The organism is Paenibacillus sp. RC21 (assembly GCF_044907935.1).
Taxonomy (GTDB): domain Bacteria; phylum Bacillota; class Bacilli; order Paenibacillales; family Paenibacillaceae; genus Paenibacillus; species Paenibacillus terrae_A.
This window is the reverse complement of sequence record NZ_JBIYCS010000007.1, coordinates 23,498-47,048: the sequence shown is the minus strand read 5'-3', so window position 1 is coordinate 47,048 and position 23,551 is coordinate 23,498. Positions and strand designations below refer to the sequence as shown.

The following is a 23,551-nucleotide window of genomic DNA, read 5'->3' as shown; positions in this document are numbered from 1 at the left end:
TTGGTTCATCCATCTTTTCTGCTTTTACCGTTGGCAGGTGTCATATATACTGTTGATATATGAATGCGCTTACTTATCTTAACTTGTAAAGGAAGAAGCACATGACGGAAACGAACGACGACAAATATGTCATTGGGGAACAGCAATTCTCCATTCATCACATCTACCGTACCGGATTCACAGTTATGCCAAAACCTCATGTCCACGATAGCTACGAGCTGTACTATTTACTAAGAGGCGAACGCATCTACTTTATGAACGGTAAAGTATACATCGCCCGCAAGGGTGATCTGATATTTATCCTCCCTCATGATTTGCACTCTACCGCCAGTTCACAATTGGAGGAAACGGAGCGCATTTTGATTCATTTTTCACCGACGTTCCTTCCACAGCAGGATCGTGACATTCTTAACCTGCCGCCGTATCAGCAATCTGCACTACTGCGCCTACCGGTTAGAGAGCAGATCGAAGTTGAAAGATTGTTCCTGCAAATGAATACCGAATGTCGAAATCAGCAGCCCCTGCATGACCGTTGCGTACAGCATTTACTGCTGGAATTGCTTATCCTGGTGCACCGATCGGAAGCGGTTGAACGAAGTGAGCCTGTTTCCTCTCATCCGATGCATCAGAAAATAACGGAAATTTCCTCTTTTATTCAGGACCATTACCCTGAACCATTAACCCTTGAACAGGTGGCTGCCTACTACTTCATTAGTCCAGCTTACCTAAGCCGCATCTTTCCAAAATTGACCGGCTTTCATTTCAGCGAATACATCCGCGTGGTGAGGGTCAGGGCAGCCCAAACGAGACTGCGAACCACCAAAGACAAAATTCAGCATATTGCAGAGGATGTGGGATTCGGCCATGCTTCCCATTTTAATAAAATCTTCAAAAAAATAACCGGGCTCTCCCCTCTTCAGTACCGCAAGCAGATTCGTTAGATATTCAGTGTAAAGAATCAGAGGTAAATTTTATACATCTGCTCTTGTCTTGTTTTTCCATTTTTATATCCGCTTGCTCTTTCATGGAACTGAAGACAAACCGCTTTGGATTAAGTAAAATACACAACAAAAAAACCATACTTCGCTGCAATACATGCAACGAGGTATGGCCTATTACATAGTCATTCTACATCTTTAGGATTCTATGAACTGATTTTCACATTAAATTTACTGCAATGCTTTGATATCCTGAATCAGCATTTCAACATTGTCTTTCTTCGTAGCCCAACTGGTACAAAATCGAACGGCACTATGTGTAGCATCAACTTTTTCCCAAAAGGAAAAGGTATATTTTTCGCTCAATGCTTTTAAGATACGATCTGGTAAAATCGGGAACTGCTGATTCGTTGTAGAATGATATAGAAATTGAACTCCTTGTTTCGTTAACGAAGTTTGAATCAACATGGCCATATCTATAGCGTGCTTGGAAATTTCATAGTATAAACCATCTTCAAATAAAGTTTCAAACTGTATACCCAACATTCGTCCCTTCGCCAGCAGCCCCCCTTTTTGCTTGATCATGTATCGAAAATCTTTTTTCAAAGCATCATTGATAATGACTACTGCTTCTCCCATCAGTGCTCCAATTTTTGTACCGCCGACATAAAATACATCACATAGCTTCGCTATATCTGCTAAAGATACATCGTTGTCCACTGCAACCAGACCATACCCTAAGCGAGCGCCATCGATAAACAAGGGTAAGCCACATTCCCGGCAGACTTGACTTAACGCTTCCAGCTCGGATTTAGTATAAAGCGTACCATTCTCGGTAGGCTGAGAAATATAAACCATACCAGGCTGTACCATATGCTCAAAAGTGCCATCATTCCAGTGAGCGTCATACAGCTCTTTTACCTGTTCGGCCCGGATTTTCCCATCATCACTTGGCAAAGGAAGTACTTTATGTCCAGTAGCTTCAATCGCGCCAGTCTCATGTACAGCAATATGTCCAGAATTTGCAGCAATAACACCTTGATGCGGACGCAAAATAGAAGAGATCACCGTTGTATTGGTCTGTGTACCTCCAACTAAAAAGTGTACGTCCGCATTTTCGGAGTCACATGCTTTTTTAATATAAGCTCTGGCTCTTTCACAGTGCTCGTCCACACCATAGCCTGGGGTTTGTTCATCATTCGTCTCCAAAAGTCGCTTTAATATACGCTCATGGGCACCTTCGGTATAGTCGCATTCAAATCTAATCATTTTGTATTCTCTCCAATTTCTCTAGTTTGTTCTGAATGAACACCATAGAAGTATGTAATTCTTTAATCTCTTCTTCTGATAGACCTTGAACTAATTTTATGACTTGTTCGTCAGATCTTTCATCCAGTTGGTGATAAAACGCTTTTCCTTTAGGCGTCAAACGAATCAGATTTGTTCTATTATCCACCGAAGAATTTTCCTTAACAAGGAAGCCCTCTTTGCAAAGTTTAGCAATGATTCTACTCATATAACTGCGATCAATTTTAAGAGAATCGACTAACGTATTGGCTATACATGGCTCGATCATACCGATCTCTACAATGACCCGTGCCTCGGTAAAGGAATACCCGCTATCCAGCACATGTCTATCTAATAATCCAAGTATATTGGTATAAAATCGATTGAAATGTCTCATATCTGCGATGACCTTAGCATCTATATTGATTTATAACTCCCCCTATTTAGTGGACTTATGCAACAATTATATTAATGATTTTTGTGGACTCTGTCAACGAAATATGATGCAATTCAGTTTATTAATTAGCCCATAAAATAAAAAACAGTCCCGATCAAAAATGCTCATCAGGACTGTTGGGCGCAGCTATGGTAACTGATCTTCCCTTTAAAAGCTATCATCATTTCGATATAAAAGCTTAATACTTACGGGCTTCTGCACACTGCCTACTTCATTTTCTTCCTTTATCACCTGCCACTGCCTGCCAATCAGCCCTTGCAAGGTATCAATTTCGATAGGATCAAGGTGCAGACCCTTCAACATGATTCCATCCTGCTTATAATCCTGATCTATGGTTCGATCAAAACGAAAATAAAGCAGCCTTTTCAGCCCATTGATGTGTAAAAACTTAAATTCATACCCGCTGCGGATCGCTTCTTCCCACTCGTCCCCTATGTCTTCTGCCGTTTGACAACGTTCTTTGAAATCCATTGTTTTTTCTTTAACTTTGCCGAGCAAAGGAGAAAATTCCTGTTTTTTGATACACTCAATGATGACGTCTTTCGGTTCACCACTTGTACGCAAGTTCTCGATCAGCAAGGCAACCGGAATCGACAATTGCACTTTACTCATCGGAGTCAACTCCTTTACTCAAGTAGGAATTAAACCAGGACACCACTTGCTCAAAGTTATCTACACGTAGAGATGGTTTACCACTCTTCAGCAAAGAATGATTGGACCCGGGATAGCGAATGAGGCGTGTTGTTTTGCCCAGCCGCTTCAGGGCTGTATATAACTCATCCCCTTGTCCAACCGGGCAACGCAGGTCTTCCTCACCGTGTAAAATCAGCAGCGGAGTTTCGATGTTATTTACATGTGCCAGTGGGGACTTGGACCAGAGCAGCTCAGGATCTTCCCACGGGTTAGTCCCAACGATACCCTCCGTGTAGGAAATACCGATATCACTCAAACCATAGAAGGATAGCCAATTGGAGATGCATCGCTGCGTAACGGCGGCGCGGAATCGGTTCGTGTGAGAAATGATCCAGTTGGTCATCAAGCCTCCATAGCTGCCGCCAGCCACGCCGAGCCGGGTTTCGTCTATATAATCAAACTGGTTCAGCGCAAAGTCCAAGGCGTTCAGTACATCCTGATAATCTCCTCCTCCAAAGTCTCCCCGACAGGCTTGTGCAAAATCCTGACCATAACCGAAGCTACCGCGTGGATTGGTCATCAGCACAGCATATCCCTGTGCAAGGAGTGTCTGCATCTCATGGCTATACGCGCCGGTATACATTGCATGGGGTCCCCCATGAATTTGTAAAATCAAAGGAACCCGTTCTCCAGGGCCCAGTCCAGTCGGTTTGAAGATCCATCCTTGTACCTTGAATCCATCCGAAGCCTCGAACCAAAAAGACTCCGGTACACTCACCTGCAAGGAGGCCATGTAATCGTCGTTATGGCGTGTGAGCCGCTTCTCTTCCCCTGTCTCCAGATTCATTTGATACAGCTCTCCAGGCCGGTCCGCATCAAGTGCAGCGAAAACCAGATAGCGACCATCAGCAGATAGCGTGTACTGATAGATATCTCTATCACTTCCGCCAGTCACCGCTTGAACATTCCCGTCCATTGTGATGCGGTATATATGAACAGCACCCTGCACTGTCCCGAGCACATACATTTCTGTCCTCAACCGCGCAGGAGCATATAATGGAGATAGAGACGGACCAAAGGATTTCATATCGCTTAAAGCGAAGTTGCCGATTTGCATGTCCAATTCAGGAAACAATAGTTCCGAGGCTCCCCCCGTAACAGGCACGGTATACAGTCGATTCTGGCTACCACTGCCATAAATACGATCGCTGGCGATCAGAGTCAATGTTTTGCCGTCCGGTGCATACGAAAATTGGCTGATCGCCAAGCTGGAATCCGTAACCTTCACCAGATGACTGCCGTCGCAATCGACCGTATACACATCCGAAAACGAAAACAGGTCTGCATCCAGCTTGTCGTCTTCTACACGTTTGGACAAAAACGAAATCCGCTTGCTGTCTATGGACCATACAGGGTAAGAAGCATTGCAAGGTCCCGAGGTTATTCGGGTTACCCGGCCGTTTTCAAGCTCCAGGACAAATAAATGACTAAATAGACCGTTCCACCAGCCCGATCCCTCAGCTTTGGGAGTGGTGCGATCCACGATACGCCCCCGCTCACCAGACTGCTTGCTATATTCCTCAAGCGCCATGGCTTCTCGCTCGGCGTTTATACTAACCATACTTGTAAATACAATATACTTCCCGTCCGGCGACCAGACGAATGCACCCACTCCACGCTTCACCTCGGTCAGTCGCTGTCCCTCTCCACCATCAGCCGGAACCATCCATAGCTGCTTGCTTCCATTCACCACACGTAAAAAAGCAAGCTGTGATCCATCGGGTGACCAAGCAGGAGCTGAATCCTTATTGCCATCGGTCAACGGCTTATCGTCAGCCCCAAAAAGCGATACGACACAGATGTGCGTATGGTAGTCATTCTTTGAACGATCTATGCTTTTGTGGACGTAGGCAATCGTTCCATCGGGGCTTATTGCCGGATCACTGACCCACTGATATCCGTATAAATCCTCCGGTGCAATCTGTCGTTTATTCATGAGTAGCCCTCCTTTTTCGGTTAAATCCTACTTCCAAAGGTTTATCTATTCATAAGCCATCTGCTTATGCAGGGGAAAATGGCAGGCCGCAATATGCCCTGGAGCATGCTCTTCGAGCAGTGGACTCTGTTGGCGGCATACCTCTTGTGCATATGGGCAACGCGTGTGAAAAGTACAGCCTGAAGGCGGATTAGCGGGATTGGGGATCTCACCCGTCAGTGTTATCCGTTCTTTACGCAGCCTCGGATCTGGAACGGGCACTGCCTCAAGCAGCGCTTTTGTATACGGATGCTGTGGCTGTGCAAACAACTCATCACGATCTGCAAGCTCCACGATTTTTCCCAAGTACATCACTGCGATGCGATCGCTAATATGCTTGACGGAGGGCAGACCGTGAGCGATGAAAATGTAGGTAAGCTGGAACTGCTGCTGAAGCTCTTTTAACAAATTTAAAATCTGAGCCTGAATCGACACATCCAGCGCAGATACAGGTTCATCGCAAACAATGAGCTTCGGTTTCATGGCAAGCGCTCTCGCTATGCCGATCCGCTGCCGCTGTCCACCACTGAATTCATGGGGATGCCGATCTGCTAAATGAGCACCTAATCCTACCGTCTGCAACAGTCGAAAAACTTCAGCTTTAAGCTCTTTCCCTTTAGCAATCCCGTGTATCTGAAGCGGTTCGGCGACGATATCAAAGACCTTCATCCTCGGATTTAAAGAAGAGTACGGATCTTGAAATACAAACTGTAAATCTCGTCTGACTTTGCGGACTTCTTCGTCCGTTAAATCAGACAGGCTTTGCCCTTGAAAACGAATTTCGCCTTCCGTGGGTTCCAGCAGTTGTGTAATCATTTGTCCCGTTGTTGATTTGCCGCAACCCGATTCACCTACAATACCTAAGGTTTCGCCAGGCATCACCTTAAAGCTCAATCCATCAACCGCCCGTACATAACCGCTTTTTTGGGAAAACCAGCCCTTTTTCATAGGATAATATTTTTTAAGCCCATTCACTTCGAGAAGCGGTATTCCCTGTGCTGTCTCATTCATACTGACACCTCCTCCATCCGCAAACATCTGACATAGTGTCCTTGATCCTTTGCTTGTATTTCAGGATGAATCTTGGTGCACTGTTCCTGGGCATAAGGACAGCGGGGATGAAATGGACAGCCGCTCGGCATCTGCATCATATTAGGAACGGTACCGGGAATGGAATCCAGCCATTCTCTCTGTTCAGTAAGCTTGGGGAGTGATCCTAGCAAACCAATCGTATAAGGATGACCCGGCTTTTCAAACAAATCAAATACGTCCGCTTCCTCGACCACTTCCCCGGCATACATCACGACCACCCGGTCCGCCATTTCCGCGACGACACCTAAATCGTGGGTAATGAGAATGATGCCTGTATTCTCTTCCTTGCTCAGCTTGTGGATTAAATTCAAAATTTGAGCCTGAATCGTAACGTCCAGTGCCGTCGTCGGTTCATCAGCGATCAGCAGTTTAGGCTGACAGGCCAAGGCCATGGCGATCATCACCCGCTGACGCATTCCTCCAGACAGCTGATGCGGAAAGTAACTTACCACTTTCGATGCACCAGGTATGCCTACCCGTTCTAGCATCTCAATACTTTTCTGCCGTGCCTCCGATTTGCTCAGCTTCTGGTGCTGCCGGATGACCTCACTGATTTGGTTACCAATCGTAAATACCGGATTCAGCGAACTCATCGGCTCCTGAAAAATCATGGATACCTCGTTCCCCCGATATTTTCGCATTTCCCCCTTGGACAGTTTGAGTAAGTCTCGGCCTTCAAGCAGAATCTCCCCGCCCACGACTTTACCCGGCGCAGCCACTAAACCCATAATAGACAAGGAGGTTACACTTTTACCGGAACCGGACTCTCCAACAATAGCCACCGTTTCGCCTGGATTCACAGTGAAGCTGACACCGTTGACCGAAGGAACGATGCCATCCTCCGTTTTAAAGTAGGTTTTCAAATGGTTCACTTCAAGCAATTTCGTGGTCATCTTTTCCGATCCCCCGCTTTCTGTTATTCTTTCGCTTTCATATGGGGATCTAACACGTCTCGAAGCCAGTCACCGAGGAAAATGACGCCCAGGACCGTGATGGTAATCGCCAGACCGGGAAACGTTGCAACCCACCAGCTCGTGGCTACATACTGTCTCCCATCGCTCAGCATGCCACCCCAGGACACTGCTGGCGGTGTGATCCCTAATCCGAGAAAACTAAGAGAAGCTTCCATAATAATCGTTGTCGCCACGCTCATACCAGAAATTACAATGAACGAAGACAAGACATTGGGTAAAATGTGCTTCAACAGAATCCTGCTATTTTTTGAGCCAATCGCCTTGGCTGCTTTAACGAAGTCCCGTTCCTTGATACTCAATACCTCGCCCCGGACCACCCTTGTATAGGAAACCCAATTCGTAACGCCAATAACAAAAATAAGCGTAGTCATTCCAGGACCCACCACGGCCAAGACGACCAGCATCAGCAGAATAGCCGGAATGGCCAAAAAGGCATCGGCAACTCTCATAATGATGGCATCCACCCATTTACCATAAAAACCGGCGAGGAGTCCGAGAATTGCGCCAATAGTGCCTGAGACCAGAACTGCACCGACACCGACGATAAGCGAAACTCTCGCCCCGTATACGATACGGCTCCACATATCCCGTCCCAGGTTATCTGTACCCAGCCAATGCTCCGGCAACCCACCTGCCAGCCACATGGGCGGCTTCAGACGATTCAGCGGGTCAATATCCGCAGGATTGTGACTGGCCAGCAGAGGGGCACATAGTGCCGTTAAGCAAACGAGCAGTATGATTATTGCACCGACCGTTCCGGTTTTACTTCGTAACAGTTGCTTCCATATACGCCCGATACTAGACGGTTGTGCTTGCTTTTTGCCATCCAGGTCTGGGTCTGGACCAAGGGCTTGTACATCATGAATACCTGCCACACTTCCTCCTCCCCTCTCTAGTTGTATTTAATTCTTGGATCAAGCAGTCGGTAAACGACATCGGTTAAAATATTGCTGATAACCACAATAAAGGCAATCACAAATACAGCGGCCTGAACGATAGCCATGTCGTGGGTATTCACAGCGACGACAAGTAACTGCCCCAAACCCGGCCATGCAAATACCGTCTCTGTAATCAGTGTGCCGCCGATCAAGCTCGTAAATTGCAAGCTCATAATCGTGACGACCGGAATCAATCCATTGCGAAAAGCGTGTTTTCCGATCACTACGATTTCGAGAATCCCTTTACTTCGGGCTGTTCGTATATAGTCCTGATTCAAAATGTCCAGCATACTGGAGCGAATGAGTCGAGTCATCTGTGCAGAAAGACCGACACCCAGTGTAAATGCCGGAAGTATCAAATGCTCCATCCCGCCCCGACCGGACACCGGAAGCATCCCCAGCATGACGGAGAATAACAATATGAGCATAATCCCCATCCAAAAGTTAGGCATGGCCTTTCCGACTACGGATAAACTGGAAATGATTAAATCGGTAAAGGTATTACGTTTGACTGCTGAGATGACGCCCAACGGCACTGCGATGATAACCGCAAAAAACATGGCGGCTACTGCTAATTCAAAACTGGCAGGCAGCCGTTCCAGCACTAATGGCAAAGCCGATTCACCATAGCGAAACGAGGTGCCAAAATCGCCTTGTAAGGCACTGCCAATAAATTTAATGTATTGTGCATATAATGGCTGATCCAGCCCAAGCGCTTGTGTCAGTACTGCACGGTCCTCAGCTGTAGCGGTCTCCGGCAGCATCAGGGCTACAGGGTCCCCGGTTACCCTCACCAGGATGAATACAATCAGAGAGACAATCAGCAGTACAGGAATCACCTGCAGCAGCGATTTGGCGATATAAGTTTTCAATCCGTCACCTCCATAACCAGCAGGCTTTTTTTTAAAAGGACGGGCAGGAACCTTCATTGAGGTCCCCGCCCGTTCACTTCTCGTTTTATTTTGCAGGTGTAATATCTTCTGCATAGAACATCTCATCACTTCTCGGTTGGAAATTCACACCGTTACCAGTGCCATAAATCCCTTCCATTTGGAAAAGATAGACGGCCGGACGATCTTCAGCCAATATCTGCTGCACTTGCTGATACTCTTTTTCACGCGAGGCTGTATCCAGATTCGTCAGGGCATGCTGCAACAGCTTCTCTACCTTCGGATTGTTATAATCCGTTTCGCCTTTAGACTCTTCTAGCAAGTAGCGATTATAGTTATTGGAAGCATCAAACAGGGAATTACCAATGCCGATCATAAACATTTCTTTGAAGGATTTGGAGCTATAACGCTCACTGAAAGCACTTGGCTCCAGTACGTCCAATTTAATTTTGAAGCCTTCTTTATTTAACATGGCGGCTACGACCTCAGCATACTCTTTGTATATTGAGGATACCGATAAGGTTAATTCTGGACCTTCACCAGTGTAACCGGCCTGCTTCAGCAGTTCTTTGGCTTTAGTCGGATCATATAATGATTTCTCATACAAGGAAGGATCGGCACCAAAATTACCTGGTGTAACGGAAGTACGAGTAACAATCCCCGCACCGCCTGCGATGCTGTCCACGATTCCCTTTTTATCGATCGCGAGGTCTATCGCCTCTCTCACTTTCGGGTTAGCCGTAACACTGCCTTGGCTTTGACGTAAAATCAATTGCAGCACTCGCTGAATCGGTGCCTTAACGATTTTTTTGCCGTCTTCGCCTTGAATACGTTCTATATCGGTGGAAGGGATTCCGGAAGCAATGTCAATCGAGCCTGCGAGAAGCTCAGATACACGCGTAGAGGCTTCCGGGATGGAGCGAAAAACAACTTGATCCCATTTCAGCTGACCTTGATAATACTTATCGTTTTTAACCAGTACTACACGATCATCCTTAATCCATTGACTAAACTTATAAGGGCCTGTACCGATTGGATTTTTAAGGAATGCCTCTATCCCATTTTTCTCAATATATTTGGAAGGTAAGATCCCAGCTCCCATTTTGGATAAACGATTGAGCAGCAGCGGATCTGGCCCGTCGGTTATGATATCTGCTGTATGTTCATCCACCACTTTCACTTCTTTAATATTTTTAAAGTAGGAATTTTGTTTGAGCGTGTTATCCTTTGCAACTCTTTCTATCGTATACTTCACATCTTCCGCCGTGAATGGATCACCGTTATGGAAGGTAACCCCTTCGCGCAAGTGAAAACGCCAAGTCGTATCATTTACCTTTTCCCAAGAAGTTGCGAGTCCAGGTACTTTCTTCTGCTGACTATCATTTTTCAACAAGTAGTCAAATACGTTAACCAGAACAGCTTCACTTGCCGTGTTGTTATTGTTATGAGGATCAAAGCTCTCAATATCCGTAGCATTCGCTATCGTCAGCACTTTACTGTCAGTCGATGTCGATGCTGCACTGTCTTTACTACCGCCTGTGGATGGGGCACCGCAGCCTGCCAGGATAATTGCTGCAATCAGTAACGTAATCCCGCTTGTAAACCACTTATGTCTATTCATCTTGTCCACTCCAGTCCATTGAGGTTGTATATTGCCACACAGCTGCTTCTGAGCGTCTCAAACCCGATTTTTATTTTGTTTCAAAAAATTCAGCGCTATGGCCGACATCATGGCTACTCCATAAGGCAGTACCGATTCATCCAAATCAAACTTGGAATGATGCAATGGATAGCTTGTATCTTCATCTCCTCTCCCCGAGCCCAACCGGAAGAAAACACCGGGTACCTGCTCACAATAAAAAGCGAAATCTTCCCCGCCTGTTGACGGTTTGATGTAGTTCCACTCCTTGGAGCCAAACAGTTGCTCACTGGTTTCGGTCATTAAATCAACCATATCCGGGTCGTTCTGAACAACCGGGTAGCCAAGCCGATAATTCAACTCATATCCGGCTCCGAACGATTCACATGCTCCACGGACTACCTGTTCGATCAGTTCAGGCATCCGGCTGCGCAACTCTGCCGACAAAGTTCGCACGGTGCCGATCATCTCGACTTCCGGTGCAATGGCTGCCCCCATGTAGCCACCACTAATTTTTCCGATCGTAATGACAATGGTCTCAAGCGGATCAACCAGACGGCTTGGTATATTTTGCAGGGCAGAAATAACCTGCGCGGACACGGCAATCGCGTCTATCCCCTCATGCGGACGGGCAGCATGACCGCCTTTGCCTATAATCTTAATCGTTAAGCTATCTGCGGAGGCAAAAGCTACCCCTTTGCTGACCCCAAGCGTTCCTGTCTTTAGACCCGGGAACATATGTAGTCCTGCCATCGCATCTACTTTTGGATTTTCCAACACACCATCATCAATCATAGCCTTGGCCCCGGCTAAACCTTCTTCTGCTGGTTGAAAGACAAATTTGATATTTCCTCTTTCAGGCCGTTCCAGCTTCGTAAGTAACTGCGCGGCTCCCATCAGTATTGCGGTATGGGCATCATGCCCACATAAATGTGCCTTTCCCGGAATCTGTGACCGATAGGGAACCGTTTTTTCATCCTGAATCGGTAAAGCATCCATATCTGCCCTTAGACCGATTGTAGGACCCTGGCTTTTTCCTCGTAACAGACCTACAACCCCGGTTTTACCTACATTTGTTATCACTTCCAGCCCAAGTTCACGTAAGTGTTCAGCCACAATTCCCGATGTACGAACCTCTTCATAACCGGTTTCAGGATGGCGATGAAAGTCTCTGCGCCAAGCAATCAGCTGATCTTGAAGCGGTCTGGATAATGCTAAAAGTTCATTTATATTCATTTTTATCATCCCCGCTCGAATCATCTTATTTTTTCTGTATAGTACCGACTAGCCTTTTGCAACCAGTCTTGCATAAATGGCGTCTGCGGAATGTCCGATATGGTGCCTCATCACTTCCCGCGACTTCTCAGCATCCCGTGCCCGAAGTGCACTCAGAATTTCCGTATGGACGTCGTAGTTCACCGTCCGAATCTGATCGTCATAGGGCATGAGATCTAGCGATGGGTTAATTTTGGTCCGAATCTGCCTCACAGCGGCTTCACAAAATGGGTTGCCCGATGCCTTGGCAATGGCTAAATGAAACTTTACATCCAAGGCCCGAAACCATTCGCGAGTACAGTCCGCTTCAATGCTCTGATCCAGATAACGCTGAAGCAAGTCCAGTTCATCTGTGGTGATCCGCGCAGCCGCTAAAAAAGCACCCTCAGGTTCCACAATCATCCGATATTCAAAGACCTTCAACATATGCTCCCAATCTTTTGCGATTTCTGCTCGGGTACGTTTATGAGAGTTTGCTGTCACGGGAAGAACAAAGGTCCCTCCCTTGGCACCTACTCTCTTCTCAATGAGTCCCTTCGACTCCAATTGGGATAGCGCCTCACGGACTGTAATTCTGCTGGCATTAAATATCTCTGCGAGTTCCCGCTCTGTTGGTAGCTGCTCCTCGCTAAGCAACTCTTTTAGAATAATAGCCTCTTCCAACTGCTCTCTAATAAAATCACTCACTTTTTTAGCTGATACTTTCTCAAAGCGCAGAGGAGATTGGATTATCATACGAACACTCCGATCCATAAATCTTTAAGGTCTAAACCTTATACCTTTTTAAAGAACGAAAAAATATAAATCTGTTGTTATCATAATGCCTAGTAAACCTATATGCAATACTTTTTTTCTAATATTAATGAATGATTTTGTAATAAATATAAAGAAGCGCCCCTTTATAGAGCTGCTTCTTTAATATTTCACATTTTTGCGGGATGACAAAGGCCGAAAATTCTACTCCCAATCTTTGGCCGGTTATCTATAATCAAAATCTAAAGGTTCTAGTTGTCAACCGAGCTATACCTCTGAGTATTGAAGTCACGCTGACGCTTTTCAATATCCTCTCTTAAATACGTGCTGGCATCGTCTGCTGAAATATTCAAAACATACATTAGCTCGCTTTCCAGCATCTCTCGTGCCAAGCTTAGAATAGACCTGTCATGAGAATTCAGTTTGAGATTGTAGCCTTTGGCACAAATCATATCCCTGATTATGCCAAAATGGTCATGAAGACACCCCGACACGATCCTGGCTTGCAGAACGATACGACGTTCAGACGTGTTAAAGGGCAATCGAGCATATTCTCCAAAAAATAGAGCCCTTGAACTCAGTATGGAATCTACATTGGACAACGGACGAATGCCCTTTTGTTGTGCTCTCTGTTTGGGAATTAACATGTGTAGTTCTTGTTTTGGAAAATACAAGCTATAACAACTCAATAGATCTTGTAAGTCACTTTTCTCCTCCCCAGTCTCCATAGAGCAGACGCCATACATTGGATAAAAAAGAAGTTCTCTAGACGGTACCATACAAAAACCTCCATTCACTTCAAAGCTTAGTGTCCATCAAAATGAACACCTTCATATTCCTGATCCTTGTATTGATACACTATATACCTCCAGCATTAGTAGATGTTTGAACTTTTTTTTCAATATACCACATGCCTGTCAAGTACCTGCCTAAAATCAAACAAAAGTCAAGCCTCTTTTTTATAAAATACTTTGAACACGTCATCCCCTACTCAACCAGTGGTGCTTTTCCAAAAAAAATGATATGGCTCTCCTTTCTTTTTCTTCCTCTTTACATTTTGATTACATAAAACTATCTTTCCCTTCATATACGAATACTAATATTATCTATGTGTTAGCCGATTATCATCGGTAATCTACGAATAAATAATAGGGGGTACTTTATGTTAGGCCATTTTTTCAAAAAAATATTACCTATCGTTATGGTGTCATCAATCACAATTACTGGCATTGTGTCAGGAGGAGCTTCTACACAAGCAGCTTCAGACACACAAAAAATTAAAAATGTAATTTTTTTAATTGGTGATGGCATGGGTCCATCATATATTTCTGCCTATCGGTATATGAAAGATAACCCGGCAACCCCTCTCATGGAAAAAACAGAGTTTGATCAGTATCTTGTAGGTGCTCAAACGACGTATCCGGAAGATGAGGCTCAAAATATAACAGACTCCGCTTCAGCTGCCACAGCAATGTCTGCTGGTGTTAAAACATACAATGCTGCCATTGCCGTAGATAACGATAAAACTGATGTCAAAACGGTATTAGAGCAAGCCAAGGAAAACGGGAAATCTACCGGCTTGGTTGCAACATCTGAGATCACTCATGCTACTCCTGCAGCATTTGGCGCACATGATGTTAGCCGTAAAAATATGAACGCTATTGCTGATGATTACTTTGATGAAAAAATTAATGGAAAGCACAAGGTGGATGTCCTGCTTGGTGGTGGGCTAAGCAATTTTGTACGTAAAGACCGAAACTTAACTGAAGAGTTCAAGAAAGCCGGTTACGGTTATGTCACTGACCGGGAAGGATTGCTGAACAATAAAAACGATCAAATTCTCGGTCTATTTGCCCAAGGTGGACTAGATAAAGCAATCGATCGTGCCAAAGAAACACCTTCTTTAGAAGATATGACTAATGCTGCAATCAGCCGATTAAATAAAAATGATAATGGTTTCTTCCTGATGGTTGAAGGAAGCCAAATTGACTGGGCAGGTCATGACAACGACGTGGTTGCTTCCATGAGTGAAATGGCGGATTTTGAAAAAGCATTTAAAGCAGCGATCGACTTTGCCAAGAAAGACGGCAATACATTAGTAGTTGCAACTGCTGATCATTCTACCGGCGGATTTTCGGTCGGTGCAAATGGAGAATATAACTTTAATGCAGCACCAATTAAAGCAGCAACGCGCACACCAGATTTTATGGCTAAAGAAATTGTTGCTGGCGCAAGCGTTGAAGATACACTTAAGAAATATATCTCCTTAGATCTTACAGAAAGTGAAGTTCAATCGGTCAAAACTGCTTCTGCTACAAAGGACGAAGTTAAAATCGATAATGCCATTGAAGCCATCTTCAACACTCGTTCATTTGCTGGCTGGACAACAGGTGGTCATACTGGAGAAGATGTGCCAGTCTATGCTTACGGGCCAGGGAAAGAATTGTTTGCGGGACTTATCGACAATACAGATAATGCAAAGATCATTTTTGATATTCTGAAAAAAAACAAATAAAATAACAAAAGAAAATAAGCTGCTTCCGGTACTCAACCGGAGGCAGCTTATTTAATCTTCGTTGCGGTCGATGTTGGTTATAGATTTTGAATATAGGCTTGAATTCTCCTTTGTGCCTCGTCCACATTTCCGATATCATAAGGGTAGAGTCCTTTCGTCGTCCTCGCTGATCCAGAAGTCCGAACTCACCGAGCCCCTTATATTTCCACATACATTGTTTCAACCGATGTCGATCTGCAATTCCTAACTCCTCCATAAGCCTATTCACATAAGAAAATTAATGAAAATTATACTGACTTACGAATTTCATCGATGATTTGAGTTAGAGCTTCTTTAGCGGGAGTAACTGGACGACCGAGAAGTTTTTCTAAGTCGTTGCTCTCAACTTCTAATGCACCATTACGAAAGCCCTTTTGGGTGTTTACAAGCATCGGAATATAGGCTTCGGGTACTCCAGCTCCTTTCATCATTTCTGCAAAAGTAGCGTCATCTACTTGTTGTACAGGTATATCTTTACCTAATACATCACTGAGAACGGTAGCAAATTCCTCTTGAGTCATTAATCTACCTGACAGCTCGTAAACGGTATTTTCATGCCCTTCACCAACCAATACTTTTGCTGCCGCCTCTCCTAAATCTTTTCGAAGTACCCAGCCCACTTTCCCTTTTCCAGCAGATGTGACCCAAGGTGCTCCTGCCATAGCACCTTGAATACTTCCAACTTCATTTTCAAAATACCAATTATTTCGCAAAAATGAGTAGGGGATACCTGTTTTCAATATAACTTCTTCTCTAGCGTAGTGTGGTATGGCTAAGAAAAAGTCACTTTCACTTGCTTTGCTTACACTGGTATAGACGATAAATTTAACTTGAGCACGTTGAGCCCCCTCTATAGCATTGGTATGTTGTCTCATGATTGTTTCGTGATCACCAAAGGTAGAAATAATGAGGAGGCGATCAATCCTGCAAATGCAGATTTTAATGTCTCGGACTTATCAAAATCCCCGTATCGAACCTCAATTCCACGAGATTGGAACCATTCTGCCTTTTCTGCATTTCGAATACTAACCACTATATTGTTTGCTGGTACAGTTTCTATTAAGGATTCCACAACTTTAGATCCTAAATTTCCCGTTGCACCTGTAACTAGAATTTTCATGGATTTTCCTCCGTGTAATTTGTCTTGTTAATTATCATTCGTGTTGCTTGGGTATATAATATAATCATAGTCAGCATAATAGAAGTAGGCACAATTTAATGACTTAGTCACAAAAATAATACCGTTATGAAATGAGAGGGGAAATTACGATAGCTCGTTTTAATTTCCAAGGAGAACCGCCTCCTGAAGATCAAGAAGTACTGTGTCATTTGACACTTACACAAAACGTAATCGCCGGAAGATGGAAAATTATTATTTTATGGCACCTAAGCCAGCGAACAAGAAGATTTAGCGAGCTTCAAAAGTTGTTAACGGGGATATCAAAAGGAATATTAACAAGACAATTGAGAGAACTGGAGGAGGATGGTATGGTACACCGCGAAGTGTATAAAGAGGTTCCTCCTAAAGTAGAGTACTCGCTAACAGAGCAGGGAATAAGATTTATTACGGTACTGGATACTATGAAAGAGTGGGGAAAAGAATTTATGAAGAAAAAAATAGAGGAACACAACTATTTCTCACAAAATGATTAGTTGTAGTGTGATGTAAAGCCCTGTTAAGTATCCACTAAGTAATGCTACTTATTACTGTTAGTTTATTTTCTTGAGTCGAGAAATACTTGCATTTGAACCACTATATACCAATAGATCAGTACCAGTAATGTATGAGCTTTCACTGCTGCACAAGAAATTAACAGCTGAGGCGATCTCATCTACTTCGCCTTCTCTGCCAATCGGATTATTAGCGATCATCAGCTTCATCATCTCCTGCTGATCGGCTTCTTGTCGCCCCATAGGGGTATTAATTATGCCTGGCGAGAGAGAAACAATACGTGCGCCTTTTTGTTCCCACTCCCATGCTTGATCTTCAACCATGAGTAGAACCCCCAGTTTAGAAAGACCGTATGCGGCCCCTGAGTCTCCTTAGGGATACCCTCGCTTTGTAATGATACATTCCACTTCATGCACGCTAATCGCTGTTACGGCCATTCCCCTTGAAGAACCGTATCCAAAAATTTTTTCCGACTACTATAATATCTCCGGTTTTAACTTCAGACGAAAATTCAGGAAGAAGTGTTTCCAGACGGTGTGAATCCATTTCTTTTTTATCTAAGTTTTGGTCAGTAACTTATGTAAAAAGGCCATCAATTAGCCTGATGACCTAATTTAAATCATTTTTAATAATGTATTTCAATATAACTGTTGTGCCCTACGCCTACAAATAACGTTTGCTGGGCAGTTTTGTATGCCAAGCCGTCGGCCACATTTCAATTGTGATGTCAACCTTCTCTCCAAGCTGGTAAGATTGAGCTCATGCTGGATTCTTCATTGAGGGCTTCCATTATACTAAATGATGTTTTTTCTTTAGAATAGTTCGCATCACAAGTGCCGTTTTTACAACACCGACACCTAACAATAAAATAAGAATAAAGTAAATGACATGTCCCAGACCAGGTAAGAACAGTTTAATAACAGGCCAAGGAACCAGCAATTTGGGGAGTGTCATTAATAACAGAAATGGAATCAGCACATGGAAGAAAAGGATACTTACAATGTGAAGCAAACGCCCTAAAGTCGTTCGGGAACGGGTTTTCCAATTAAACAAACCGAATACAGACTGAGCAAGAATGGCGAGAATTGTAAGACATACCCAATTTACAAGCAAAAAAATAGTTCTCTCTAAGTCTGACATCCCAATTTGAGGTGTTTCTCCTCCATTCAATATGGCGTTGATGCCGGTCATGATCTTGTCATACGATTGTAAGTCCAAATAATCCAGTGAATTGACAAGCAGGATGACTCCATAGTTTTCATTAATTATCATTTTTGAGTACGTATTTTCGGTAGCGCCATTATGAGAAATACCATTCTTATCCACGACCCAGCCCATAGCATAATAGCTTCCTCCACCCATATAAGCAACGGGTTTGTGTAAAGTTCTAATGCCTTTTACCGACAAAACGGGGGGATTCCCATTCTGCCCTTCATTCATCTGTGCCGTCAAATAATGTGCCATATCTTCGGCACTAGAGATTAAATACCCTGAGGCTACAGTACCTTCATGATTAAGCTGCTTTGTCGGGAGCATAAAACCAAATACAGGCTGATACCCGGTTGCCAGTCCGTCTTTTTGGGCTTCGTCAGGCGAAGTATAGCTATGTTTCATATGGAGCGGCTTGAAAATGTGTTGTTGTACATATTCCGTATACGATTGACCGGAAGCAGCCTGAATGACACCGCTCAAAATGTTATAGTTCAAATTCGAGTATTGAAATACAGAACCCACCGGCGCGGTCAACTGGACATGCTTTAGACTCCGGATATGCTGCTCGATGGATTCATCGCCCGTTGTTAATGTACTCTCCCCTGCATAAGTAGACAATCCACTGGTTTGATTTAGCAGTTCCCGGATTGTAATCTTTCTGGAAGCTTCTAGATCTGCTACGCGAAACCATGGCAAATAATATTGAACTGGGTCATCAAGTCGAATTTTACCCTTTTCTACTAGCTGTATTACAGCCATGGCTGTAATGGATTTGCTCGTTGAACCGAGGACGAAAGGTGTCTGCGGCGTCACCGGAGAGCTATCCGGCCCTGATACCCCATATCCTTCCATATAAACAATGCGACCCTCTTTGACGATTGCGAGTGAAGCCCCTGGAATATTTAATTCATTCATCGCCGAATTCACAAATTGATCAATCTGAGCGGTATCCACACTGTCCTCTGCAGGTTGAGCATGTACCGAAAGCGGAATAAGCAAGCAGACAATCGTAAATGGAATTATAATTACAGCTTTCCACAAGTGTAAAAGCACCAAAGTTTTCATGGTAACGTCCTTACTGTTTAATTTTATGATCATGCTACTGCAATGTAGCTCCTTGCATCATACTTTTCATGTAATCGTGGCAGGTAAGCAGAAAATAGATGGTTTGCATAATAAGGTATACACCAATAACAACAAAGGAATAACTCCAATTGGAGTATGTCAAAATGTTTTCTAAAGCTTTCATAGCGAACAGAGCATGAAAAATACCCACAATACAAGGGACAAAAAAGATAATCGCTAATTGTGTCACCACGATTTTACGAATTTCCTGCTCTGTCATTCCGATACGCAACAATGCTCTGAATTGAGCCTGATCTTCCTGAAGTTCTGTGAAAAGCTTGAAGTAAATCATACTTCCTGAGGCGATAAAAAACAGTAGACTGATAAACATACCGATAAACATAGTCAGTGAAGCGATTTCCTTTAAATATTCATATTGAACGGATTTGACCAGAATGTAGAAAGCACCGGAAGCCGTTAAAATGACTGCACTGAGAATTGACACCATAAACAGCATCCGTGCATTGTCTTTGATCTTGTAACCAAGCTGTGCAACAATGACCATATTCGTTCGATGATAATAAATCTGATGGCGTTTTCGAATAAAGCTAAGCAGCAAAACACTAAACTGGGAAAAAAATAAATACGTTCCTAATGTGACAGGAATCAAAATTAGCAGTGTCATCAAGATGAATGCTTGAGCATCCAACAAATAAAAATTGGATCCGTTGAACGTCATAGCGATACCATATCCAGTTGCCAGGCAAACAATTGAGAGCGCCACCAGCCACGGAGAATAGATCAGTTCGCCCGTAGAGCGGCGTGAGGCTTTGAATAAATCAACAATCTCGGTTCTTCCTATTCTGAACACTGTGCTCAAAGATGTTATAGTGAATAAAATTAGAAATCCCCCAACTGTGAACCACACCGCCTCCAAAGGTACAGCGAACTTAATCGGCTCCTTCATATCGAGCAACGCAGCGAGAGCCATAAAAAATAGTTTGCTGAACAGCATACCAAGTACGATTCCGCACCCGATGGCCAAAACGGAAATCATCATATTTTCATAAATGACCATTTTGCGAAGTTGCATACGTGTCATTCCGAACAGCGAATAAAGACCAAACTCCTGCTTTCTTGTTTTCAGATAGGCTGAGTTGGCATACAACACAAACAGGAAGGAAAAACCAACGATAATATACTCACAAAAAATCATGCCCTGCCTTACCTTATCTGCTGCAATAATATGACCGTTGACGACGTCGGGATGAGCAAGAAATGAAGCGTAAATGTAAAAAATCATAACAGAAAATACACTGCTCATAAAAAATGCACTGTAAGAGCGCCAGTTTCCCCGAATGCCACTAAATGCGAGCGAACGGAACGTCATCAAAATTCCCTCCCAAGACGCTGAGCGCATCCAAAATTTGTTGAAAGAAAGCCTGACGGTTCGCACCGCGGCGTATTTCGGAAAACAGCCTTCCGTCTTTAATAAAGACAATTCGCTGGCAATAGCTTGCAGAAAAAGGATCATGTGTAACCATAAGTACTGTAGCGTGCAATCGCTCGTTCATATCTTTGAGAGCATCCATGACGTCTTTGGCTGCTTTAGAATCCAGATTACCTGTCAATTCATCAGCCAACACCAGTGAGGGCTCATGAATGAAGGCCCGTGCAATGGCTGCTCTTTGCTTTTGACCACCAGACACTTCATGTGTACGTTTGGACAAAATACTGTCGATTTGCAGCCATTCCGCGAGTGGCTTGAGACGCTGTTCAATAAGTTGCGTAGAAGTGCCGTCCAGCACCAAGGGCAAAATAATATTTTCCTTTAAAGACAAAGTATCCAAAAGGTTAAAATCCTGAAAGACAAAACCGAGCTTGCGGCGACGGAATAAAGCCAATTTCCGGTCACTCAGTCGATTCGGATTAATACCTCCAATTTCAATTTGTCCTGACGTAGGACTGTCTATCGTAGCCAGTAGATTGAGCAGAGTTGTCTTTCCGCTGCCTGAGGGTCCCATAACGCCGACGAATTCTCCGGATTCAATATGCAAATTAATATCTTCCAGTGCTTTATAAGCTATATTTCCTTTAGAACTATAGGTTTTCCCAAGCCCTTCAGCACGTAGTACACTCATTCAGTTATCCTCCCGCTTTAAAAAAATATTAAATGTCATTTGTAGCTTTAGTATAGCTGTACACTCACGTGTGGCCCCATCGATTTCTCTTACAATTTGCATAAAGCTACCTTACATTATTGTCACTTTGCTCAGTAATCTAATTGTGAATCATATGAATTCCACTGTTCTCAAAAGTGATCGTGAACGTTGTCCCTTTGCCTAACACAGACGTAACTGACAAACCATGTCCAAGCCGGGTACATACCTCTTTAGCCAAATACAAGCCCATGCCCGTTGACTCACCCGCCATCCGTCCGTTCTCGCCGGTGAAAAAAGCGTCAAAAATTCTGGGAAGATCGTAGTCTGCTATACCAATCCCTTCATCTGTGACCCTAAGGATTCCTCCCCCCATTCCATTATCTTTAAGCCAAAACTTGAGCGTCTTGTTCCCTGATTTACTTTTACTGTACTTAATCGCGTTGCTGACAAACTGGTTTAGCACGAAAGTCATCCACTTCTCATCCGTCTCAATCCACATTTCACCATCAATACTGGGAAAAATGGAATTCCTTATACAAAGACGCTTGTGTGCGTTTATCACCGAGCGGATTAACTCGTGGAGAGCCGTGGTACGAAGATGCAAATCGATTTCAAACTTGTTCAGGCGGGCTGTATACAGCATCATTTCCAGTCCGCTGGTCATACGCTCGGTTTCCTCTTGGACACTCAGCGAGAGCTGCTTCATGTCCACTGGTTTCGAGTATTTTTGCCGTATCATCTCTTGAGCTAGCAAGTCGATTACGGATAATGGTGTTTTCATCTGATGCACCCATTGCATGACAAAATGATTGTGCATCTCTTGCTGACGACGGTAATTGTGAAGCTCGTTCATATAAGCGTTGTATTGTTGTTCCAGCAGGAATGTAATCATCCGTTGTTCACTGGTAATCGAGGATTGAACGATGATTGTCGCCTGCAATTCATCAGAGCGTTCAAGAGCACCTCGCAGCTGCGCATAGTAACGACGTTGGCGTATGTAATCAAATATTAAGCAGCTGATCAGCAAAAATGAAGATAAAATAATAAAATAAGGAATTGAACCCATGTCATCACGCCCAGGCTGATGTGCCTTTTCCAGTAGCATAAAGCCTACTCCCAATGCAATAACAATCAAATACAGACCGATATATATGAAACGGTCCCGAATAAAATTAATTTTAGGCCCTTTCCTCATAATTCCTCCCGCATTTCAGCAGCTACATCCAGCTTGTACCCTTGTCCGCGAACCGTTTCAATGGCTTTGGGCAGGCCCAACTCCTCTAGCTTTTTCCGTAATCGTGTCACATTTACCGTCAAAGTGTTGTCGTCAACAAACTGTACATCATCCCATAACGCTTCAAGCAATTGCTCACGGGTAACAACCTGACCCGAATGTTGGAGAAAACATTCCGAAAGCAATTGTTCATTTTTGGTCAGTTGCATCCGTCTCTCCCCCCATACCAGCTCATTACGGCTGCTGTAAAGCTGAAGACCGTTCACATTCCAGTCAGGTTGCGGTGCCCCTTGCTGTGCAAGATGTACTTGGCCGCCAATCGCATATTCCCCATAGACCCGCCGAAATACACTTTTCACCTTTGCCATCAACAGGTCCAGGTGGATTGGCTTAGTAATATAATCGTCACCACCATGTTCGATGGCCATAACCTGATCCATTTCTCCAGCTCTCGCCGATATGAATATAATAGGAATACTGGAACGGGAACGAATTTGACGACACCAGTAATAACCATCGTAATAGGGCAGGTTAATATCCAGTAATACAAGATGTGGAGCAAAAGCCTCCAACTCCGGCAAGAGCTCCCGGAAATGCTCTGCACAAACAGACTCAAATCCATACTTTTCCATATTCTTCTGTAAAATACGACTGATTTTGTCGTCATCCTCTACGATAAAAATTCGGTACAAAGCTTTTCCTCCTTTTCAATGCTTTCTCTTTCGTACAAAAAGGCCGCCA

General features: G+C 44.0%; 20 protein-coding genes and 2 pseudogenes. 3 read left to right on the top strand and 19 right to left on the bottom strand.

The annotated features are described in order from the left end of the window. The first annotated feature begins 101 nt into the window (after window positions 1-101). Window positions 102-941, top strand: a complete 840-nt coding sequence (locus ABIA61_RS20445) for a helix-turn-helix domain-containing protein (RefSeq protein WP_404520736.1) — start codon at window positions 102-104, stop codon at window positions 939-941. A 228-nt stretch (window positions 942-1,169) separates the two neighbouring features. Here ABIA61_RS20445 and ABIA61_RS20440 read toward each other — a convergent pair whose 3' ends face one another. The 12 genes from ABIA61_RS20440 to ABIA61_RS20385 all read right to left on the bottom strand — a co-directional run bounded on the left by ABIA61_RS20440 (window position 1,170) and on the right by ABIA61_RS20385 (window position 13,558). Next, on the bottom strand, window positions 1,170-2,207 hold the full coding sequence (locus tag ABIA61_RS20440) for a threonine aldolase family protein (RefSeq protein WP_283653409.1): 1,038 nt from the start codon (window positions 2,205-2,207) through the stop codon (window positions 1,170-1,172). Beyond that, window positions 2,200-2,622, bottom strand: a complete 423-nt coding sequence (locus ABIA61_RS20435) for a MarR family winged helix-turn-helix transcriptional regulator (protein WP_044644586.1) — start codon at window positions 2,620-2,622, stop codon at window positions 2,200-2,202. The genes ABIA61_RS20440 and ABIA61_RS20435 overlap by 8 nt, the downstream gene beginning before the upstream one ends. A 207-nt stretch (window positions 2,623-2,829) precedes the next feature. Continuing rightward, window positions 2,830-3,294: a hypothetical protein gene (locus tag ABIA61_RS20430; protein WP_283653410.1), complete on the bottom strand. Its 465-nt coding sequence runs from the start codon at window positions 3,292-3,294 to the stop codon at window positions 2,830-2,832. Then, window positions 3,287-5,311, bottom strand: coding sequence for a S9 family peptidase (locus ABIA61_RS20425; RefSeq protein WP_404581185.1), 2,025 nt, complete (start codon window positions 5,309-5,311; stop codon window positions 3,287-3,289). The genes ABIA61_RS20430 and ABIA61_RS20425 overlap by 8 nt, the downstream gene beginning before the upstream one ends. Window positions 5,312-5,356: 45 nt before the next feature. Next, window positions 5,357-6,361 carry an ABC transporter ATP-binding protein gene (locus tag ABIA61_RS20420; protein WP_283653412.1) on the bottom strand — a complete coding sequence of 335 codons (1,005 nt, stop codon included), beginning with the start codon at window positions 6,359-6,361 and terminating at the stop codon, window positions 5,357-5,359. Next, a complete protein-coding gene (locus ABIA61_RS20415; RefSeq protein WP_044644590.1) occupies window positions 6,358-7,335 on the bottom strand; it encodes an ABC transporter ATP-binding protein in 978 nt (325 codons plus the stop codon). The genes ABIA61_RS20420 and ABIA61_RS20415 overlap by 4 nt, the downstream gene beginning before the upstream one ends. 23 nt (window positions 7,336-7,358) lie before the next feature. After that, a complete protein-coding gene (locus tag ABIA61_RS20410; RefSeq protein ID WP_283653413.1) occupies window positions 7,359-8,291 on the bottom strand; it encodes an ABC transporter permease in 933 nt (310 codons plus the stop codon). Window positions 8,292-8,308: 17 nt separating this feature from the next. Next, window positions 8,309-9,226 carry an ABC transporter permease gene (locus tag ABIA61_RS20405; protein WP_044644592.1) on the bottom strand — a complete coding sequence of 306 codons (918 nt, stop codon included), beginning with the start codon at window positions 9,224-9,226 and terminating at the stop codon, window positions 8,309-8,311. An 85-nt stretch (window positions 9,227-9,311) separates the two neighbouring features. Further along, window positions 9,312-10,865, bottom strand: a complete 1,554-nt coding sequence (locus tag ABIA61_RS20400) for an ABC transporter substrate-binding protein (RefSeq protein ID WP_404581184.1) — start codon at window positions 10,863-10,865, stop codon at window positions 9,312-9,314. 57 nt (window positions 10,866-10,922) lie between these two features. Continuing rightward, on the bottom strand, window positions 10,923-12,119 hold the full coding sequence (locus ABIA61_RS20395; RefSeq protein WP_404581183.1) for a M20 metallopeptidase family protein: 1,197 nt from the start codon (window positions 12,117-12,119) through the stop codon (window positions 10,923-10,925). Between the two features lie 48 nt (window positions 12,120-12,167). Beyond that, window positions 12,168-12,893 (bottom strand): FadR/GntR family transcriptional regulator, encoded by a 726-nt coding sequence (locus ABIA61_RS20390; RefSeq protein ID WP_283653415.1) that lies wholly within the window; start codon window positions 12,891-12,893, stop codon window positions 12,168-12,170. A 269-nt stretch (window positions 12,894-13,162) separates the two neighbouring features. Continuing rightward, on the bottom strand, window positions 13,163-13,558 hold the full coding sequence (locus ABIA61_RS20385; RefSeq protein WP_404581182.1) for a hypothetical protein: 396 nt from the start codon (window positions 13,556-13,558) through the stop codon (window positions 13,163-13,165). A 515-nt stretch (window positions 13,559-14,073) separates the two neighbouring features. Here ABIA61_RS20385 and ABIA61_RS20380 point away from each other — a divergent pair. Beyond that, on the top strand, window positions 14,074-15,426 hold the full coding sequence (locus tag ABIA61_RS20380) for an alkaline phosphatase (RefSeq protein ID WP_283653417.1): 1,353 nt from the start codon (window positions 14,074-14,076) through the stop codon (window positions 15,424-15,426). A gap of 287 nt (window positions 15,427-15,713) precedes the next feature. Here ABIA61_RS20380 and ABIA61_RS20375 read toward each other — a convergent pair. Continuing rightward, window positions 15,714-16,585: pseudogene (locus tag ABIA61_RS20375) on the bottom strand (SDR family oxidoreductase). 149 nt (window positions 16,586-16,734) lie between these two features. Between ABIA61_RS20375 and ABIA61_RS20370 the strand changes: the two are divergent. Continuing rightward, window positions 16,735-17,118: a winged helix-turn-helix transcriptional regulator gene (locus ABIA61_RS20370; RefSeq protein ID WP_283656332.1), complete on the top strand. Its 384-nt coding sequence runs from the start codon at window positions 16,735-16,737 to the stop codon at window positions 17,116-17,118. Window positions 17,119-17,175: 57 nt separating this feature from the next. On the opposite strand, the pseudogene ABIA61_RS20365 reads toward ABIA61_RS20370, so the two are convergent. From ABIA61_RS20365 to ABIA61_RS20340, 6 genes and pseudogenes are all read right to left on the bottom strand, one after another. Further along, window positions 17,176-17,487, bottom strand: a pseudogene (locus ABIA61_RS20365) (SDR family oxidoreductase); the annotation flags it as partial. A gap of 439 nt (window positions 17,488-17,926) precedes the next feature. After that, window positions 17,927-19,390, bottom strand: a complete 1,464-nt coding sequence (locus tag ABIA61_RS20360) for a serine hydrolase domain-containing protein (RefSeq protein WP_404581181.1) — start codon at window positions 19,388-19,390, stop codon at window positions 17,927-17,929. Between the two features lie 58 nt (window positions 19,391-19,448). Further along, window positions 19,449-20,804, bottom strand: a complete 1,356-nt coding sequence (locus ABIA61_RS20355) for an FtsX-like permease family protein (protein WP_283653421.1) — start codon at window positions 20,802-20,804, stop codon at window positions 19,449-19,451. Then, window positions 20,779-21,555 (bottom strand): ABC transporter ATP-binding protein, encoded by a 777-nt coding sequence (locus ABIA61_RS20350; RefSeq protein WP_137060489.1) that lies wholly within the window; start codon window positions 21,553-21,555, stop codon window positions 20,779-20,781. The genes ABIA61_RS20355 and ABIA61_RS20350 overlap by 26 nt, the downstream gene beginning before the upstream one ends. Before the next feature lie 139 nt (window positions 21,556-21,694). Continuing rightward, window positions 21,695-22,771 (bottom strand): sensor histidine kinase, encoded by a 1,077-nt coding sequence (locus tag ABIA61_RS20345; protein ID WP_283653422.1) that lies wholly within the window; start codon window positions 22,769-22,771, stop codon window positions 21,695-21,697. After that, complete coding sequence (locus ABIA61_RS20340; protein ID WP_283653423.1) at window positions 22,768-23,502, bottom strand: response regulator transcription factor; 735 nt, start codon at window positions 23,500-23,502, stop codon at window positions 22,768-22,770. The genes ABIA61_RS20345 and ABIA61_RS20340 overlap by 4 nt, the downstream gene beginning before the upstream one ends. Window positions 23,503-23,551 lie beyond the last annotated feature (49 nt).

Bases quoted from the DNA above. Each gene is read 5' to 3' on its own strand.
- ABIA61_RS20430 (WP_283653410.1), bottom strand. From the start codon at position 3,294: ATGAGTAAAGTGCAATTGTCGATTCCGGTTGCCTTGCTGATCGAGAAC.
- ABIA61_RS20355 (WP_283653421.1), bottom strand. From the start codon at position 20,804: ATGACGTTCCGTTCGCTCGCATTTAGTGGCATTCGGGGAAACTGGCGC.
- ABIA61_RS20415 (WP_044644590.1), bottom strand. From the start codon at position 7,335: ATGACCACGAAATTGCTTGAAGTGAACCATTTGAAAACCTACTTTAAA.
- ABIA61_RS20395 (WP_404581183.1), bottom strand. From the start codon at position 12,119: ATGAATATAAATGAACTTTTAGCATTATCCAGACCGCTTCAAGATCAG.
- ABIA61_RS20420 (WP_283653412.1), bottom strand. From the start codon at position 6,361: ATGAATGAGACAGCACAGGGAATACCGCTTCTCGAAGTGAATGGGCTT.
- ABIA61_RS20350 (WP_137060489.1), bottom strand. From the start codon at position 21,555: ATGAGTGTACTACGTGCTGAAGGGCTTGGGAAAACCTATAGTTCTAAA.
- ABIA61_RS20385 (WP_404581182.1), bottom strand. From the start codon at position 13,558: ATGTTAATTCCCAAACAGAGAGCACAACAAAAGGGCATTCGTCCGTTG.
- ABIA61_RS20345 (WP_283653422.1), bottom strand. From the start codon at position 22,771: ATGAGGAAAGGGCCTAAAATTAATTTTATTCGGGACCGTTTCATATAT.
- ABIA61_RS20390 (WP_283653415.1), bottom strand. From the start codon at position 12,893: ATGATAATCCAATCTCCTCTGCGCTTTGAGAAAGTATCAGCTAAAAAA.
- ABIA61_RS20440 (WP_283653409.1), bottom strand. From the start codon at position 2,207: ATGATTAGATTTGAATGCGACTATACCGAAGGTGCCCATGAGCGTATA.
- ABIA61_RS20445 (WP_404520736.1), top strand. From the start codon at position 102: ATGACGGAAACGAACGACGACAAATATGTCATTGGGGAACAGCAATTC.
- ABIA61_RS20400 (WP_404581184.1), bottom strand. From the start codon at position 10,865: ATGAATAGACATAAGTGGTTTACAAGCGGGATTACGTTACTGATTGCA.
- ABIA61_RS20425 (WP_404581185.1), bottom strand. From the start codon at position 5,311: ATGAATAAACGACAGATTGCACCGGAGGATTTATACGGATATCAGTGG.
- ABIA61_RS20380 (WP_283653417.1), top strand. From the start codon at position 14,074: ATGTTAGGCCATTTTTTCAAAAAAATATTACCTATCGTTATGGTGTCA.
- ABIA61_RS20435 (WP_044644586.1), bottom strand. From the start codon at position 2,622: ATGAGACATTTCAATCGATTTTATACCAATATACTTGGATTATTAGAT.